General features: G+C 62.3%; 14 protein-coding genes. 6 read left to right on the top strand and 8 right to left on the bottom strand.

Features of this window, described 5'->3' with window-relative positions; all coding sequences use genetic code 11:
• Positions 1-86: 86 nt before the first annotated feature.
• The 3 genes from KHO31_RS19520 to KHO31_RS19510 form a co-directional block, all read right to left on the bottom strand.
• Entirely contained in the window at positions 87-587 is a 501-nt protein-coding gene (locus tag KHO31_RS19520) for a MaoC family dehydratase (protein ID WP_211623981.1), read from the bottom strand.
• Positions 588-945: 358 nt separating this feature from the next.
• Positions 946-1,488: a single-stranded DNA-binding protein gene (locus KHO31_RS19515; protein ID WP_172174237.1), complete on the bottom strand. Its 543-nt coding sequence runs from the start codon at positions 1,486-1,488 to the stop codon at positions 946-948.
• A gap of 112 nt (positions 1,489-1,600) precedes the next feature.
• Positions 1,601-2,791: an MFS transporter gene (locus KHO31_RS19510; RefSeq protein WP_201072351.1), complete on the bottom strand. Its 1,191-nt coding sequence runs from the start codon at positions 2,789-2,791 to the stop codon at positions 1,601-1,603.
• A 355-nt stretch (positions 2,792-3,146) separates the two neighbouring features.
• Here KHO31_RS19510 and uvrA point away from each other — a divergent pair, with 355 nt between their 5' ends.
• From uvrA to KHO31_RS19495, 3 genes are all read left to right on the top strand, one after another.
• On the top strand, positions 3,147-6,020 hold the full coding sequence (gene uvrA / locus KHO31_RS19505) for an excinuclease ABC subunit UvrA (RefSeq protein WP_201085869.1): 2,874 nt from the start codon (positions 3,147-3,149) through the stop codon (positions 6,018-6,020).
• Between the two features lie 34 nt (positions 6,021-6,054).
• Positions 6,055-7,140: an AI-2E family transporter gene (locus KHO31_RS19500; RefSeq protein WP_201072348.1), complete on the top strand. Its 1,086-nt coding sequence runs from the start codon at positions 6,055-6,057 to the stop codon at positions 7,138-7,140.
• A 254-nt stretch (positions 7,141-7,394) separates the two neighbouring features.
• Complete coding sequence (locus KHO31_RS19495; protein ID WP_211623979.1) at positions 7,395-8,621, top strand: PepSY-associated TM helix domain-containing protein; 1,227 nt, start codon at positions 7,395-7,397, stop codon at positions 8,619-8,621.
• Between the two features lie 97 nt (positions 8,622-8,718).
• Here KHO31_RS19495 and purU read toward each other — a convergent pair whose 3' ends face one another.
• From purU to KHO31_RS19470, 5 genes are all read right to left on the bottom strand, one after another.
• A complete protein-coding gene (gene purU, locus KHO31_RS19490; protein WP_201072344.1) occupies positions 8,719-9,588 on the bottom strand; it encodes a formyltetrahydrofolate deformylase in 870 nt (289 codons plus the stop codon).
• A 110-nt stretch (positions 9,589-9,698) separates the two neighbouring features.
• Positions 9,699-10,547, bottom strand: a complete 849-nt coding sequence (locus KHO31_RS19485; RefSeq protein WP_211623977.1) for an NUDIX hydrolase — start codon at positions 10,545-10,547, stop codon at positions 9,699-9,701.
• Positions 10,548-10,631: 84 nt separating this feature from the next.
• Entirely contained in the window at positions 10,632-11,246 is a 615-nt protein-coding gene (locus KHO31_RS19480; RefSeq protein WP_201122898.1) for a LysE family translocator, read from the bottom strand.
• Between the two features lie 46 nt (positions 11,247-11,292).
• Positions 11,293-11,859, bottom strand: a complete 567-nt coding sequence (locus KHO31_RS19475; RefSeq protein WP_201072338.1) for an adenine phosphoribosyltransferase — start codon at positions 11,857-11,859, stop codon at positions 11,293-11,295.
• Positions 11,860-11,959: 100 nt separating this feature from the next.
• On the bottom strand, positions 11,960-13,963 hold the full coding sequence (locus tag KHO31_RS19470) for a monovalent cation:proton antiporter family protein (RefSeq protein ID WP_201072446.1): 2,004 nt from the start codon (positions 13,961-13,963) through the stop codon (positions 11,960-11,962).
• 161 nt (positions 13,964-14,124) lie between these two features.
• On the opposite strand from KHO31_RS19470, the gene kdsD reads away from it, so the two are divergent.
• From kdsD to lptC, 3 genes are read left to right on the top strand one after another with little or no spacing between them, the layout of a single operon-like run.
• Entirely contained in the window at positions 14,125-15,108 is a 984-nt protein-coding gene (gene kdsD / locus KHO31_RS19465; protein WP_201072336.1) for an arabinose 5-phosphate isomerase KdsD, read from the top strand.
• Positions 15,108-15,668: a KdsC family phosphatase gene (locus tag KHO31_RS19460; protein WP_120302395.1), complete on the top strand. Its 561-nt coding sequence runs from the start codon at positions 15,108-15,110 to the stop codon at positions 15,666-15,668. The genes kdsD and KHO31_RS19460 overlap by 1 nt, the downstream gene beginning before the upstream one ends.
• Complete coding sequence (gene lptC / locus KHO31_RS19455; RefSeq protein WP_201107878.1) at positions 15,665-16,273, top strand: LPS export ABC transporter periplasmic protein LptC; 609 nt, start codon at positions 15,665-15,667, stop codon at positions 16,271-16,273. Before KHO31_RS19460 ends, lptC begins: the two co-directional genes overlap by 4 nt.
• Positions 16,274-16,281: the final 8 nt, after the last annotated feature.

Raw genomic sequence — 16,281 nt, 5'->3', positions numbered from 1 at the left:
CAGGTTGGCGCTGTGTGCTGCTGTTTGCCTTGTCTGACCACGAGTCGTGGGCTCGGTGTCGCAGCGATTCGAGCCGTGCAGGCGTGTCAGTCGCCTACGCCGTTTCCGAGCGTCGGCACCAGTGCGCTGCGCACGAAGTCCATGATCGGCGTGCCGTCCTGCTTGAACGCGCGAGTCTGCACAGTGACGATGCCCTGCCCCGGACGGGATTTCGATTCGCGCTTCTCGAGTACTTCGGATTCCGCGTAGATCGTGTCGCCGCAAAACACGGGAGCGGTGAGACGGATCTCTTTCCAGCCAAGGTTCGCAATCGCCTTGCCGCTGACGTCGTTCACCGACAGCCCCAGCACCACCGCAACCGTCAGGCCGCTATTGACGAGCAGGCGGCCGAACTCGCTTTTGGCCGCATAGGCGGCGTCGCAATGCATCGGATGGAAGTTCATCGTCAGCAGCGAAAAGTGGATGTTGTCGGCTTCAGTGATGGTGCGCCCTGGCCGGTGTTCGTAGATGTCGCCTACGTGGAAATCTTCGAGGTAGCGGCCATAGCTGGCGCGGATGCGGGTTTTTACTGCGACGTCGGACTCCATGTCTGTCTCCTGTTCAGGGTGATTTGTACGTCTTTGTCACTTTGTCCGTACAAAGTATGGATTCAGTATTGGCGGCAAGTAAGTGAAAGTCAAGACGGGTTTGTGGGGGCAGTCCGCGATCCAGACAAAAACGGACGGCTGAGGCGCGCCGGGCCCTGCTGGAAGGTTTACCCTCGGTGGCAGTAAATCGCTGTCCGGCAGCGTACCGCGACGCTAAATATCGAAGGAAGCGCTACGTGAACGGCACCGCCTTGCGCCGTCAAACAGGCGGCCGACTCGCCCGTGACCCAATAAAAAAACCCCGCTCGAAAGCAGGGTTCTATGCATTTCACGCGTCTAACGCCAGCGTTAGTAGGGCCTAAAACGGAATATCGTCGTCCATTTCATCAAAGCCGCCGCCGGCCGGCGCGCTCGGACGGCTCGAACCACCACCGCCACCACCGCTGCCGCCACGCGAAGCGCCGCCGCCCGAGACCGCACGGCCGCCGCCACCACCACCACCGCTACGCTCAGACGGCTCACCGCGGCTGTAACCGCCTTCGTCGCCACCGCCGCCCATCGAGCCGCCACGGCCACCCAGCATTTGCATCTGCTCGGCGACGATTTCGGTCGAGTAGCGGTCGGTGCCGTCCTGGGCCTGCCACTTACGCGTGCGGATGCGCCCTTCCAGGTACACCGACGAACCTTTCTTCAGATATTCCGACACGATTTCAGCAAGCCGGCCGAAGAACGACACACGGTGCCATTCGGTTGCTTCCTTCATTTCGCCGGACGCCTTGTCCTTGTACCGATCCGTCGTCGCAAGGCGGATGTTCGCCACTGCGTCGCCGCTCGGAAGATAACGGACTTCCGGATCGGCTCCGAGATTGCCGACGAGAATGACCTTGTTCACGGATGCCATGAGTTTCTCCTGTTGATTCCGTTGCGGGCAGCGCAGCAATGCACGATTCACGTCTCAAGCCTGTGGGCCGGAGACCGGAACTGCGCCTCAGCTCGCCGCCGGGTGAGTTCGGTTACGCCTTCTTGCGCGGCGGCTGTTTCATATTTGCCGCGATTATAAGCCAGCAAAACACCAGCCCAGAGCAAGTGAAAAAGACCGCGCTCTGACCATCAACTTTGAGCAGCCAACCGCCGACCACCCCACCCAGCGCAAGACCGATCGACTGGGTGGTGTTGTACACGCCGGCGGCCGCGCCCTTGCGGGTTCCCGGCGCCAGTTTCGACACCAGCGAAGGCTGCGACGCTTCAAGAATATTGAAGCCGAGAAAGTAGACAAAGAGGATCGCCGCCACACTCAGAATCGTATGCGGTGCGACGCCCAACAACAACTGTCCGATCAGGATAAGACCGATCGCCGACAGCAGCACGATTTTCATTTTTCCGCGTTTTTCCGCGGCAATGATCGCCGGGACCATCATCACGAATGAGAGGCCCATCACCGGCAAATACACCTTCCAGTGCGACGCGACCGGCAGGCCGCCGGCTTCGAGAATGCGCGGCACGACGAGGAACAGTGCGGTTTGTGTGGCGTGCAGGACGAGCACGCCGAAGTTCAGGCGCAGCAGTTCGACGTTATGCAGCACCTCGGCGAACGGCGCGCGTACGTGCACGGGCTTGGGCGCATCCGGCACGACCCACAGCACCAAGCCGATCGCCAGAATCGAGAAGATGCCGACCAGCGTGAACAAGCCGCTCATGCCGACCCACTGGAACACGATCGGCGCACCGACAATCGCCACCGCGAACGAAATACCGATGCTGCCACCGACCATCGCCATCGCCTTGGTGCGATGCTCTTCGGAGGTGAGGTCGGCGATGAACGCAATCACCGCGGATGACACCGCACCCATACCCTGAATCACCCGGCCCACGATGATCCACGTCATATCGTGCGCGCCCGCCGCGACGAAGCTGCCGATCGCGAAGATCAGGAGGCCGGTTGCAATGACCGGTTTGCGGCCGACCTTGTCGGAGACCCAGCCGTAGAAGATGTACAGCATCGACTGCGTCACGCCGTACGCACCAAGCGCGATACCCACCAGCAGCACGTTGTCGCCGCCGGGGATGGTCTTCGCGTAGATCGAGAACACCGGCATGATCATGAACAGACCAAGCATGCGCAGCGCGAAGATGGCGGCAAGCGACACGGTCGCGCGCATTTCAGGCGCGCTCATGCGTGAGGATGTAGCGGACGGATTGGACATCGGGAGCGTTCTTTGAATGGGCTGGGCGGCACACCGCGGGCGGGCCTTCCCCGCAGGACGGCCACAACCAGGCGGCATACCACGGGAAGACTGGACGGCGGCAAGCATGCGGCGCGGCATTTGGCCCGACGGCCTTGCTGCACACTCGCCTGGAGCCTCGCGGCGCCTTGTACTCGCGGTAAATGGCCCCAGTTAGACCTCTTCCCCGCGGCGCTGGACCGCTGCCTTACAGCTTGCCTTGGCACCCGATCGGGCTGTCAGGAAGCCGTAACGGCGGTCTTGAAAAGTCGTTATAGTAGCAGGTTTAGCCTCCTCCTCTTTCCGCCAGGTCACGGGCCAAGTCTTGGAATAACGCGTGGAACAAATCCGTATCCGTGGGGCTCGCACCCACAACCTGAAGAACGTCAATCTCGACCTCCCACGTCACAAGCTCGTCGTGATTACGGGCCTATCCGGCTCGGGTAAATCGTCGCTGGCGTTCGACACGCTCTATGCGGAAGGACAGCGGCGCTACGTCGAAAGCCTCTCCGCCTACGCCCGCCAATTCCTGCAATTGATGGAGAAGCCGGACGTCGATCTGATCGAAGGCCTGTCGCCGGCGATCTCGATCGAACAGAAAGCGACCTCGCACAATCCGCGCTCCACGGTCGGCACCGTCACCGAAATTCACGATTATCTGCGGCTGCTGTTCGCACGGGTCGGCACGCCGTACTGTCCGGACCACGAAATTCCGCTGGAAGCGCAAAGCGTCTCGCAAATGGTCGATGCGGCGCTCGCCTTGCCGGAAGAGACGAAGCTGATGATCCTCGCGCCAGTGGTGGCGAACCGCAAAGGCGAGCACGTCGAGCTGTTCGAGGAAATGCAGGCGCAAGGCTTCATCCGCTTTCGCGTGCGCTCGGGCGGCGGCACGGCCAATGAGGGCGTCGCGAAGATCTATGACGTCGACTCGCTGCCGAAGCTGAAAAAGAATGACAAGCACACGATCGACGTCGTCGTTGACCGTCTGAAAGTGCGCGGCGATATGAAGCAGCGCCTCGCCGAATCGTTCGAAACCGCACTGCGTCTCGCCGACGGACGCGCAATCGCGCTGGAAATGGATACGGACAAGGAGCATCTGTTCAGCTCGAAGTTCGCCTGTCCGATCTGCTCGTATTCGCTGCAGGAGCTCGAGCCGCGCCTCTTCTCGTTCAACAACCCGATGGGCGCGTGTCCGGAATGCGACGGCCTCGGCCAGATTACCTTCTTCGATCCGAAGCGGGTTGTCGCGCATCCGTCGCTGTCGCTGGCGGCAGGCGCGGTGAAGGGCTGGGACCGGCGTAACCAGTTCTACTTCCAGATGCTGCAAAGTCTCGCGGCGTTCTACGAGTTCGACATCGACACAGCCGTCGAAGATCTGCCGGAGAAAGTCCGCAAGATTCTGCTGTTCGGCTCGGGCAAGCAGGAGATTCCGTTCTCGTACATCAACGAACGCGGCCGCACTTCCGTGCGCGAGCATGTATTCGAAGGGATCATCCCGAACCTGGAACGGCGTTACCGCGAGACCGATTCGGTCGCGGTGCGCGAAGAACTCGCCAAGTATCAGAACAACCAGCCCTGCCCCGCCTGCGCCGGCACGCGGCTGCGTCGGGAAGCCCGTTTCGTGCGGATCGGCTCGAATAGCGACGCGCGCGGCATCTTCGAAATCAGCGGCTGGCCGTTGCGCGACGCGCTCGGCTATTTCCAGACGCTGCGGCTCGAAGGCTCGAAACGCGAGATCGCCGACAAGGTCGTCAAGGAAATCGTCGCACGCCTGATGTTCCTGAATAACGTCGGGCTCGACTACCTGTCGCTCGAACGCAGCGCGGAAACGCTGTCGGGCGGTGAAGCGCAGCGCATTCGCCTCGCTTCGCAGATCGGTTCCGGTTTGACCGGCGTGATGTACGTGCTGGACGAGCCGTCGATCGGTCTGCACCAGCGCGACAACGACCGGCTGATCGCCACGCTTAAGCATCTGCGGGACCTGGGCAATTCGGTGATCGTCGTCGAACATGATGAAGACATGATCCGCATGGCCGACTACGTGGTCGACATGGGACCGGGCGCGGGCGAGCACGGCGGCATGGTGATCGCCGAAGGTACGCCCAAGCAGGTGGAGGCGAACGCGGCATCGATGACCGGGCAGTATATGTCCGGCGCTCGCAACATCGAATTCCCGGACGAGCGCAAGGAACCGGATGAACGGCGCCTGCGCATCGTCGAGGCGTACGGCAATAATCTGCAGCACGTCTCGCTGGATCTGCCGGTCGGTCTGCTGACCTGTGTGACCGGCGTGTCCGGTTCGGGCAAGTCCACGCTGATCAACGACACGCTGTACCACGCGGTCGCGCATCACCTGTATGGCTCGTCTACCGAGCCGGCGCCGTACGAATCGATCGAAGGGCTGGAGCATTTCGACAAGGTCATCAACGTCGACCAGTCGCCGATCGGCCGCACGCCACGTTCGAATCCGGCCACGTACACGGGCCTGTTCACGCCGATCCGCGAACTGTTCTCGGGCGTGCCGGCGGCGAAGGAACGCGGCTACGAAGCGGGCCGCTTCTCGTTCAACGTGAAAGGCGGCCGCTGCGAGTCCTGCCAGGGCGACGGCGTGCTGAAAGTGGAGATGCATTTCTTGCCGGACGTGTACGTTCCCTGCGACGTCTGCCACGGCAAGCGCTACAACCGCGAAACACTGGACGTCCAATACAAAGGCAAGAACATCAGCGAAGTCCTCGACATGACGGTGGAGAACGCTTACGAGTTCTTCAAGCCCGTACCGGTCGTCGCGCGCAAGCTGAAAACCTTGCTGGACGTGGGTCTGGGCTATATCCGGCTGGGCCAGTCGGCCACCACCCTGTCGGGCGGCGAGGCGCAGCGCGTCAAACTATCTTTGGAACTGAGCAAGCGCGACACGGGTCGCACTCTCTACATCCTCGACGAGCCGACCACCGGTCTGCACTTTCACGACATCGCATTGCTGCTGGAAGTCATTCATCGTTTGCGAGACCAGGGTAATACCGTCGTGATCATCGAGCATAATCTCGATGTAATAAAGACCGCCGACTGGGTCATCGATCTCGGCCCCGAAGGCGGAGCCGGCGGCGGTCAGATCATTGCGCAAGGCACGCCGGAGCAGGTCGCCAAGTCAAAGGCAAGTTTTACCGGTAAGTATCTGGCGCCGCTGCTGAAACGCATTGCCAGTAGAAAGTAACGCTGCACAACACGGGTTGGAGACGGAATAAGCCATGGCCAAGCGGAATCAGGCGAGCGACGACGGGCAAGTGCAGGACCTACGCCCACGCCCGGTCAGGCTGACTAGCGACATGAGCCTGCCGAAGCTGTCGGCGGTCGAAATCGGCAGTTACGTGCTGATGCTGATCGGCATGTGGGCGGTCATCGAACTGAAGCTGCTCGGCGCCTTGCTGGCCGGGCTGCTCGTGTTTCAACTCGTGCACACCATCGCGCCGCGCATCGAACGGCATATGTCGAGTCAACGCGCGCGCTGGCTCGCAGTGGTGATTCTCTCGACGGTGATAGTTGGCGCGCTAACGGGGCTGACGCTCGGCATCATCGAGCATTTTGAAAACGACGTGCCGAGCGTGCAGAATCTGCTCGACCAGGCGATGCAGTTGATCGACCAGGCGCGCGGACGGATTCCGCAATTTATCGCCAACACTCTGCCGGTCGATACCGAGCAGATGAAAGCGAAAGCGGCCGAGCTGATGCAGACGCACGCAAACATGTTGCAGCAAAGCGGCAAGACCGCGGCGCGCGGCTTCACGCACATCCTGATCGGCATGATCATCGGCGCGATCATCGCAGTCGGGGCGCAGAAGCATATGCAACGGCTACCCTTGTCCACGGCGTTCGTCACGCGCGTGACCCGTTTTGCCGACGCCTTCCGCCGCATCGTATTCGCTCAGGTCAAGATTTCCGCGATCAATGCGGTCTTCACCGGCATCTTCCTGCTGGTGATCCTGCCGATCTTTCACGACACGCTGCCGCTCTCCAAAACGCTGGTGCTGGTGACGTTTATCGTCGGCTTGCTGCCAGTGATCGGCAATCTGATCTCGAACACGATCATCGTCGCGGTGGCGCTCTCGGTGAGCTTTCCGGCGGCGGTCATGTCGCTGGTATTCCTGATCCTGATTCACAAGCTGGAGTACTTCCTGAACGCGCGTATCGTCGGTGGTCAAATCGAAGCGCGCGCCTGGGAATTGCTGATCGCGATGCTCGTAATGGAAGCCGCGTTCGGTATTCCCGGCGTGGTCGCGGCGCCGATCTTCTATGCGTATATCAAGCGGGAATTGATTTATTTGCGGCTGGTGTGAGCGTCAGCCAGACTGCGAGGCGGGCTTAGAGGCGGGCTTAGATACGGGCTTAGCGGACGCGGGCAAAAAGCGGCGCTTCGGTGCCGCTTTTTTTGTATCTGCAGTCTTCAGGAGGCCAACTCCGCGCCGCGCGCACCGCTTACTGAAAACTTGCAGGAGACCACCTGATTCGCATAAGATGCGAACAATTCCCATTTACAATGCAAGGCCGTGACTCGCCGTTTCCCCTCTCTTTCCCTTCCGCCGGCTCACGCATGAGGCGGCAGCTCGTCCGTCTGCACCGCTGGTTCGGCGTCGCCATTGCGCTGTTTCTGTTTGTCGCCGGCCTGACCGGTGCGATCATCGCGTGGGATCACGAACTCGATGCAGCGCTGAACCCGTCGTTCTTCAAAGCGCGCACCGCTGGCCCGGCCCTGTCGGGGCTCGAGTTGGCACGTCGCGTCGAAGCGGCCGAACCGCGCCTGCAGGTGACGTATCTGCCGCTCGCCGCTGAGCCCGGCCATACGCTGCAGATGATGGTGCTGCCGCGCACCAACCCCGCTACGCAGCAGCCCTACCCGCTCGACTTCAATCAGATCGCCGTCGACCCCGGCACCGGCGACGTAGAGGGGCGGCGCGAATGGGGCGCCGTGTCGCTTGCGCGGCTCAATCTGATTCCGTTCATCTACAAGCTGCACTACACGTTGCAATTGCCGTTCACCGGTGGTGTCGATATCGGCACGTGGCTGATGGGCATCGTCGGGATCGTGTGGCTGTTCGACAGCATCATCGCGCTATGGCTGTCGTTTCCGAGCTTCAAGGCATGGCGCAAGTCGTTTGCGTTTCGCCTTGGGCGCGGCGGCTATGCGCTCACCTTCGATCTGCACCGCTCGGGCGGCGTGTGGGTCTGGGGCTTGCTAGTGATCGTTGCGCTGACTTCGGTGTCGATGAATCTCTCAGCGCCGGTCGTTCGGCCCATCGTGTCGCTGTTCTCGACGCTCACGCCGAATCCGGTCAACAACCCCGAAATCCTGCGCAAGCCCGAGCCTGGCGACCAGGTACTGAGCCGCGAGCGCATCGTGCAACTGGCCGAGCAAGCCGGTAAGGCGCAGAACCTGAAGGTGCCGCCGGGCGGCATCTACTACGCGGAATTCCTGCACGCCTACGGCGTCGGCTTCTACGCAACCGGCAACGATCACGGCGATATCGGTCTCGGCAATCCGTGGATGTATTGGGACGCGGCTACCGGCAAGCTACTCGGCGCGCAGATTCCCGGCAAGGGCACGGCGGGCGACATCTTCATGCAGGTGCAATTCCCGCTACACTCGGGACGCATCCTCGGTCTCGGCGGGCGGATTCTGATTAGTGCGCTGGGGATTGCAGTCGCTGTGCTGAGCGCGACGGGACTGCTGATCTGGCTAAAGAAACTGAATGCACGGCGCCGTTCGACACAAAACACACGGCACGCACAGGATACGGGCAGGACCGCGCTGCGGTCCTGATCTGACGAGAGCTCACCGGACTCATTCGGTGCAGGCTTGCAGCGGGGCCATGCTGCCTTGGTTTGGCCGCCCCCGCCGCAAGCGCATCAACTACGGCTTAGCGAAACACCACCGTCTTGCTGCCGTTCAACACGACGCGATGCTCGACATGCCACTTCACCGCACGCGCGAGCGTCACGCATTCAACGTCACGGCCGATCGCAGTCAGTTGCTCCGGCGTCATGCTGTGATCGACACGCTCCACTTCCTGCTCGATGATCGGACCTTCGTCGAGATCCGTCGTCACGTAGTGGGCGGTTGCGCCGATCAGCTTCACGCCGCGGTCGAACGCCTGGTAATAAGGCTTCGCGCCCTTGAAGCTCGGCAGGAACGAGTGGTGGATATTGATCGCGCGGCCGGCGAGGGATTCGCACAGTTGCGGCGACAGAATCTGCATGTAGCGCGCGAGCACCACCAGATCGGCTTGATGCTCGTCGATCACTTCGAGCACACGCGCTTCCTGCGCGGCCTTCGCGTCGGGCGTGCCGCCCATCAGCGGGAAGTGATGGAACGGAATGTCGTAGCTGGCCGCGAGTTGATAGAACTCCTTGTGGTTCGAGATGATCGCCGGAATCTCGATACCCAATTGCCCCGTGCGATAGCGGAACAGCAGGTCGTTCAGACAATGGCCGATCTTCGACACCATGATGATGACGCGCGGCTTCACCGACGCGTCGTGCAATTCCCAGCGCATGCCGAACTGCTCAGCAAGCGTCGCGAACGACGTACGCAACGCGTCCAGACCCGGGTCGCCGCCCACCTGCTGGAAATGCACGCGCATGAAGAACTCGCCGGTGCGGCTGTCGCCGAACTGCGCGGAGTCGAGAATATTGCTGCCACGCTCGAACAGAAAGCCCGAAACCGCGTGGACGATGCCGGGCCGGTCGGCGCACGACAGTTTGAGGATAAAGCTGTGATCGGTCGACATGACCTGGGTGACTCCCTTCTTCAGTGCGTGGTTTGTTCGGTGTGTCCTGCTCGATGCAGCGCGCTACGGCATGACCCGGCTTGTTCGTCGCACCGGCGCCTGACTAGCGCTTATGCAAGCGCCGGCGGCGCGAACAGCGTCTCGATGCCCGGACACGCGTCTTCGTCGATCCAGTGGCGGCGCAGCAGGCAATCCAGCGTGGCGAGACTCGCATCCACAGTCATCGCGCCCTCTTCTATCCAACGCGCCACTTCGTCGATGCGCGCGAGCCGGTGCTCGCCCACTTCGCCGTCCTGATTGCGCGGCGCGAAATCGCCCGGCAGCGCGAGGTCGTAGATGAAAATCTGTTCGGCCTGCGTGCCTTCCGGCAAGGATTGCAGCACATGCGCGGTGCGGCCGGCCGTGGCACGCGCGGCGATCTCCTCGGGAATGCCGGCTTCTTCCCAGCACTCCTTGATGATTGTCGCCTCAATGCCGAAGCCCCAGCCGATCCCGCCTGCCACGACATTGTCGAGCATGCCCGGGTCGGTCGCCTTGGTGTCGCTGCGGCGCGCGATCCACAACTGCGGCGCGCCATCCGCGTATTCTACGACGCCGTTCAGATGCACCGCGTAGGTCATCGTGCCGAAGAAGCGCGACGCCGCGCGTTCGATATAGGCGAGCGGCGGCGCATCGAACGCATTGCGGATCGCGTAAGTCTCGTTGCGCCAGCCAGGAATACGGCCCTCGGCGGCAAGCGCGCCGATCACCGAACCGAGCGCCGCGCTGCGCAGATCGACGGTGTTGAACGCAGGCGCGAGTGTCACGCGCGTGCCATCGATCTCAAACACATCGGGCCAGCGCACGAGCGACGGCACATCGGTCGAGCGAATCCAGCCGACCTGCTCGGCATCGATCCAGAACGGCAGATGCGCGTCTACGTCGAAGCGGCGCGCGGCGGTGATGCAAGGCAAAGTCATTTAAAGCTCCAAACTGGTCTTCTGGCGCCCCCGGTTGTCGGCGCTTGCTTAGTCGCTTAGTCAGCCGCTCAAGCGGTCTCTCTGTCAATCACGCAAGGCAACGCGAATCCCAATCGCGATGAACGTCGCGCCCGCGAGCCGATCGAGCCACACGCCCACGCGCGGCCGACGCTTCAGCCAGCCGCCGATCATTCCCGCGCACACGCCGAACAACGAAAACACCACCACGGTCTGCAACATGAACAACACGCCGAGTTCGAGCATCTGCACCGTGACGCTTTGCGAGCCGTGCGGCTGCACGAATTGCGGCAGGAACACGACGAAGAACAACGTCACCTTCGGATTCAGCAGATTGCCGAGGATGCTCTGGCGAAACACCGCCATCAACGGTTGCGGCGCACGCTCGTGCGCGGTGGCGAGGCCCTGGCTGCGCAGCGCCTTGATGCCGATCCAGACCAGATAAGCGGCGCCGGCCAGCTTGATCACTTCAAACGCAACCGGCGACGAACGCAGCAATGCAGCCACGCCAAGCGCGGCCAACGTGGTATGGAATGTAATGCCGGCCGCAAAGCCGAGCGCGGCGACGAGGCCGGCCGCGCGGCCTTGCGAGATGCCGCGTGCGAGCACTTGCAGATTGTCGGGGCCTGGCGCCATCGTGATGGCGATCGAAGTAGCGAGGAACAACAGGAAGTTGGGCATCTTTTCTTACCGTCCTTGTGTGCAGGAAGAAGTTCGCATACAGCGATCAATGGCCGCCGAATTCAGTCACCGTATAGAGCGGCAAGCCCGCTTTGCGCAGCAGGGCCGAGCCGCCAAGTTCAGGCAGATCGATAATTGCGGCACCTTCGATCACCTCCGCACCGAGCCGCTCCAGCAGAATCTTGCCGGCCATCATCGTGCCGCCGGTGGCGATCAGATCGTCGATGATCACAACGCGATCGCCCGGCTTGCAGGCGTCCTCGTGAATCTCGACGGTCGCGGTGCCGTATTCGAGCTCGTAGGATTGCGCGACTCGCTTATACGGCAACTTGCCCTGCTTGCGGATAGGAATGAAGCCCAGGTTCAGCTCGTAAGCCAGAATCGGCCCGATGATGAAACCACGCGCATCCAGCCCGGCGACGTAGTCGAGCTTCGCGTCGATGTAGCGCTGGACGAACAGATCGATCAGCACGCGCAGCGACTTCGGCTCCTGCAGGAGCGGCGTGATGTCGCGAAACTGCACGCCCGGCAACGGCCAGTCGGGCACCGTGCGGATGTGGCTTTTGATGTAATCGGCCGCATCGAGCGGCGCGCTCGCGAGCGCGTTGGACATGATGTCTCCGGATGGACCTCGACGGGTCCGATGAAAGGCTAAATCAGGTACAGCCGGCCAGGCCCGACGACACGAAGCCACGTCAAGCCGACCGTACGCGCTAGGCCGCGGTAGCGCCCGCGCGGCGATGCTTCGAGAGCAGTTCTTCGGCTTCGGCTAACTGTTCGGGCAGGCCTCGCAGCACTACGATGTCGCTCGCGCGCAGCTTGGTGGACGGGTCCGGCTCGACGCCGCGAATGCCGTGCCGGCGAATCGCCGTCACCTCGACGCCCAGTTCGAACAGGCCCAGCTCCGCCAGCGTTCGGCCCACCGCGTCCGAGTTTTCGTCGACCGGCACCGATTGTAGCCGCACCTGTTCGTGACGGTCGTCGTCTTCCACGTCGTCCGCACCATGGAAATAGCCGCGCAACAGCGCGTAGCGCTCATCGCGCATTTCCTCGACCCGCCGCACCACGCGCCGCATCGGCACGCCCATCAGCACCAGCGTATGCGAGGCCAGCATCAGGCTGCCTTCGACGATTTCGGGAATCACCTCGGTCGCGCCGGCGGCCAGCAGCTTTTCCAGATCGGCGTCATCGACGGTGCGAACGATCACCGGCAACGTGGGTGCCAGTTCGTGAATATTGTGTAAGACGCGCAATGCCGACGGCGTGTTCGCGTAGGTAATCGCGATCGTTGCGGCGCGATGGATACCGGCGGCAAGCAACGATTCGCGCCGCCCCGCATCGCCGAATACCACGGACTCACCCGCAGCCGCCGCGGCCTGCACGCGATCGGGGTCCAGGTCCAACGCGACGTACGACAAACCTTCATGCTCCAGCATGCGCGCCAGATTCTGCCCGGCCCGGCCATAGCCGCAAATGATCACGTGGCCGCTTTGCTTCAGGCTCTGCGTCGCGATACGCGTCATCTGCAAGGACTGCATCATCCATTCAGTCGACGACAGACGCAGCACGATACGGTCCGCGTTCTGGATCAGGAACGGCGCGGCCAGCATCGATAGCAGCATCGCCGCGAGAATCGCCTGCAACAAAGTGGCGTCGACCAGATGCTTGTCGAGAATCAGATTCAGCAGCACGAAGCCGAACTCGCCGGCTTGCGCGAGGCCGATACCCGTGCGCATCGCGACACCCGGCGACGCACCGAACAGGCGCGAGAGCCCGGTTACCATCACCGCCTTCAGCAAAATCGGCCCGATCAGGAAGCCGAGCACAATAAACGGATGTTCCCAGATCACACGCGGATTCAGCAGCATGCCGGTCGTGACGAAGAAGAGCCCCAACAGCACATCGCGAAACGGCTTGATGTCCTCTTCCACCTGATGCCGGTAAGGCGTTTCGGCGATCAACATGCCGGCGATGAACGCGCCGAGCGCGAGCGACAGGCCGAACTTGTCCGTGATGAACGCCGCGCCGAGCGTCACCAGCAACAGATTAAGGATGAACAGTTCCTGCGAGCGGCGGCGCGCGACCACGTTGAACCAGCGCGTCATGAAGCGCTGCCCCACTATTAACAATAGGGCCAACGCCACGACGATCTTGATCGCGGCCACGCCGAGCGCGCTGACAATATTTTCCGAATTACCGCCCAGCGCTGCAATGACGATCAAGAGCGGCACCACCGCCAGGTCCTGGAACAGCAGCACGCCGAAGATATTGCGGCCGTGCTCGGTTTCGATCTCGAGCCGCTCCGCCAGCATCTTGCTGACGATCGCCGTTGACGACATGGCCAGCGCGCCGCCCAGCGCCACGCTCGCCTGCCACGTGATGTGCACCCAGCGCTCCAGCACGAAGCCGAGCGAGACCGCCACGGCAATGGTGCCGATCACCTGCAACAGGCCGAGGCCGAACACAAGCCGGCGCATCGAGCGCAATTTGGAAAGCGAAAACTCCAGCCCGATCGAGAACATCAGGAACACGACGCCGAATTCGGCGAGGTTCTGTGCGCCCACCGAGTCGGGAATCAAACCGAGCGCGTGCGGCCCGACCACGATGCCGACCGTCAGATAGCCCAGCATCGGGGGAAGATTCAGAAAGCGAAAGAGCACCACGCCCGCCACCGATGCCAGCAGCAGGAATAGCGTCATTTCGAGCGGGGAAATCATCGGCAAAAACGCATCGGTAAAGCGTCCTCGTTCGTCAGCGGAACCACGCACGCTAACCGCCGTGCGACAAGGTTGTGGGGCCGTTAAAAACAGCAATAAAGGCAGCGGCTTGGCACATCAGGCCCGGCGCGGCGAACAAGCGCCTTTGCTATACTCCGCGAATGATAGCGAAAATCAATGGCGACCGGGCACTCGCGCTCGCTCGTGACGTGCTCGACATCGAAGCGGACGCCGTGCGCGCGCTTCGCGATCAACTCGACGATGGCTTCGTCGGGGCGGTCGACTTCATCCTGGGTTGCCGTGGACGCGTCGTCGTTTCCGGCATCGGCAAATCCGGCCACGTGGCCCGCAAGCTGGCGGCCACGCTTGCCAGCACCGGCACACCGGCGTTCTTCGTTCACCCGGCGGAAGCCAGTCATGGCGACCTCGGCATGGTCACGGCAGACGACGTGTTCCTCGCGCTGTCCAATTCCGGCGAAACTGAAGAACTCGTGGCGATCCTGCCGCTCATCAAGCGGATCGGCGCGAAGCTGATTGCGATGACGGGCCGTCCATCGTCGAGTCTCGCACAACTGGCCGACGTGCATCTGAATTCCGGTGTGTCGAAAGAAGCCTGCCCGATGAATCTTGCGCCGACCGCCAGCACCACCGCCGCGCTCGCGCTCGGCGATGCGCTCGCGGTCGCGGTGCTGGACGCGCGCGGCTTCGGCCGGGACGACTTCGCCCGCTCGCATCCGGGTGGCGCGCTCGGCCGGCGTTTGCTCACTTATGTTCGCGACGTCATGCGCACCGGCGACCAGGTGCCGAAGGTAACGCCTGACGCGACCGTGCGCGACGCGCTGTTCCAGTTGACCGCCAAGCGCATGGGCATGACGGCGATCGTCGATCACAACGAACACGTGACCGGCATCTTCACCGACGGCGACTTGCGCCGCGTGCTCGAACGCGACGGCGATTTCCGCGAACTGTCGATTGCCTCGGTGATGACCGCCGGCCCGCGCACTATCGGTCCGGATCAACTTGCTGTCGAAGCCGTGGAACTGATGGAGCGCCACCGCATCAATCAGATGCTGGTCGTCGACGAAGCAGGCAAGCTGATCGGCGCACTCAACATGCACGACCTGTTCTCGAAGAAGGTGATCTGATGGCTGTCGCCCCCCTTACCGCCACTGAACGCGCAAGCCGCGTCAAGCTGATGATTTTCGACGTCGACGGCGTGCTGACCGACGGTGGCCTGCTGTTTACGGCGGAAGGCGACACGATGAAGGCATTCCACTCGATGGACGGGCACGGCATGAAACTGCTGCGCCAGGCCGGCATCGAAACGGCGATCATCACCGGGCGCAAGTCGGGCATCGTCGCGGCGCGGGCGAAGGAAATGAACATCACCCACGTCTATCAGGGGGTACAAGACAAACCCCAGGCGTTCGCCGACCTGCTCAAGCAAACCGGCCTGACAGCGGAAGAATGCGGCTATATGGGCGACGACTGGGTCGATCTCGGCGTGATGCTGAAGGTCGGTTTCGCAGCGGCACCGGCCAATTCGCATCCTGAAGTGATCGCGCGCGCCCACTGGGTCAGCGAGGCGCGCGGCGGCCACGGCGCCGCGCGCGAAGTCTGCGACACCCTGCTGCGCGCGCAGCACAAATATGAGGCGCTGCTCGCGGCAGCCTGTAGCGGCGAACAGCGAGGCCTCGTCGGATGAATCGGTTTCGCTGGACCTCACTGATTCCGGTCGTCGCGATGGCGGCGCTCGCCGGTATTACATGGTGGCTGCTGCAAGCCACGCTGCCGCGGCAGAACGAAAGCGTGGTGCGCCCCAAGGAGCACACGCCCGACTACTTCGCGGACAACTTTTCGGTTTCCGAACTCGATCAATCGGGCTCGACACAATACCGCCTGACCGCTACCAGCCTGATCCACTACGAAGACGACGAGCTGAGCGATCTGGTCAAGCCGGCTATGCGCGCGTTCCAGCCGGGCAAGCCGATCGTCACCGCGACCGGCGATACCGGCACGGTCAACGGCGACGCCTCGATCGTCAACTTGTACGACAACGCGCGCATCGTGCGGGCCGCCGGCAACGGCGATCCGCAGATGCAAGCGGATTCGCAGCATTTTAGGGTGCTGGTCAACGACGATGTGATCGAGACCGAAAAGCCGGTTAAACTTCAGCGCGGCATGTCTGTGATGACTGCCAGCGGCATGAACTACAACAACGTCACCCGGGTAATTCAGCTGTTCGGCAATGTGAAGGGCGCGATTGCCGCGTCCGATGGCTCCGCCAGCTCGCCCAAGCAACCCGGGTAATCCATTCC

The sequence above is a fragment of the Paraburkholderia domus genome, from assembly GCF_905220705.1.
Classification (GTDB): domain Bacteria; phylum Pseudomonadota; class Gammaproteobacteria; order Burkholderiales; family Burkholderiaceae; genus Paraburkholderia; species Paraburkholderia domus.
The sequence above is the reverse complement of the archived record's forward strand: the minus strand, read 5'-3'. Positions and strand labels throughout refer to the sequence as shown.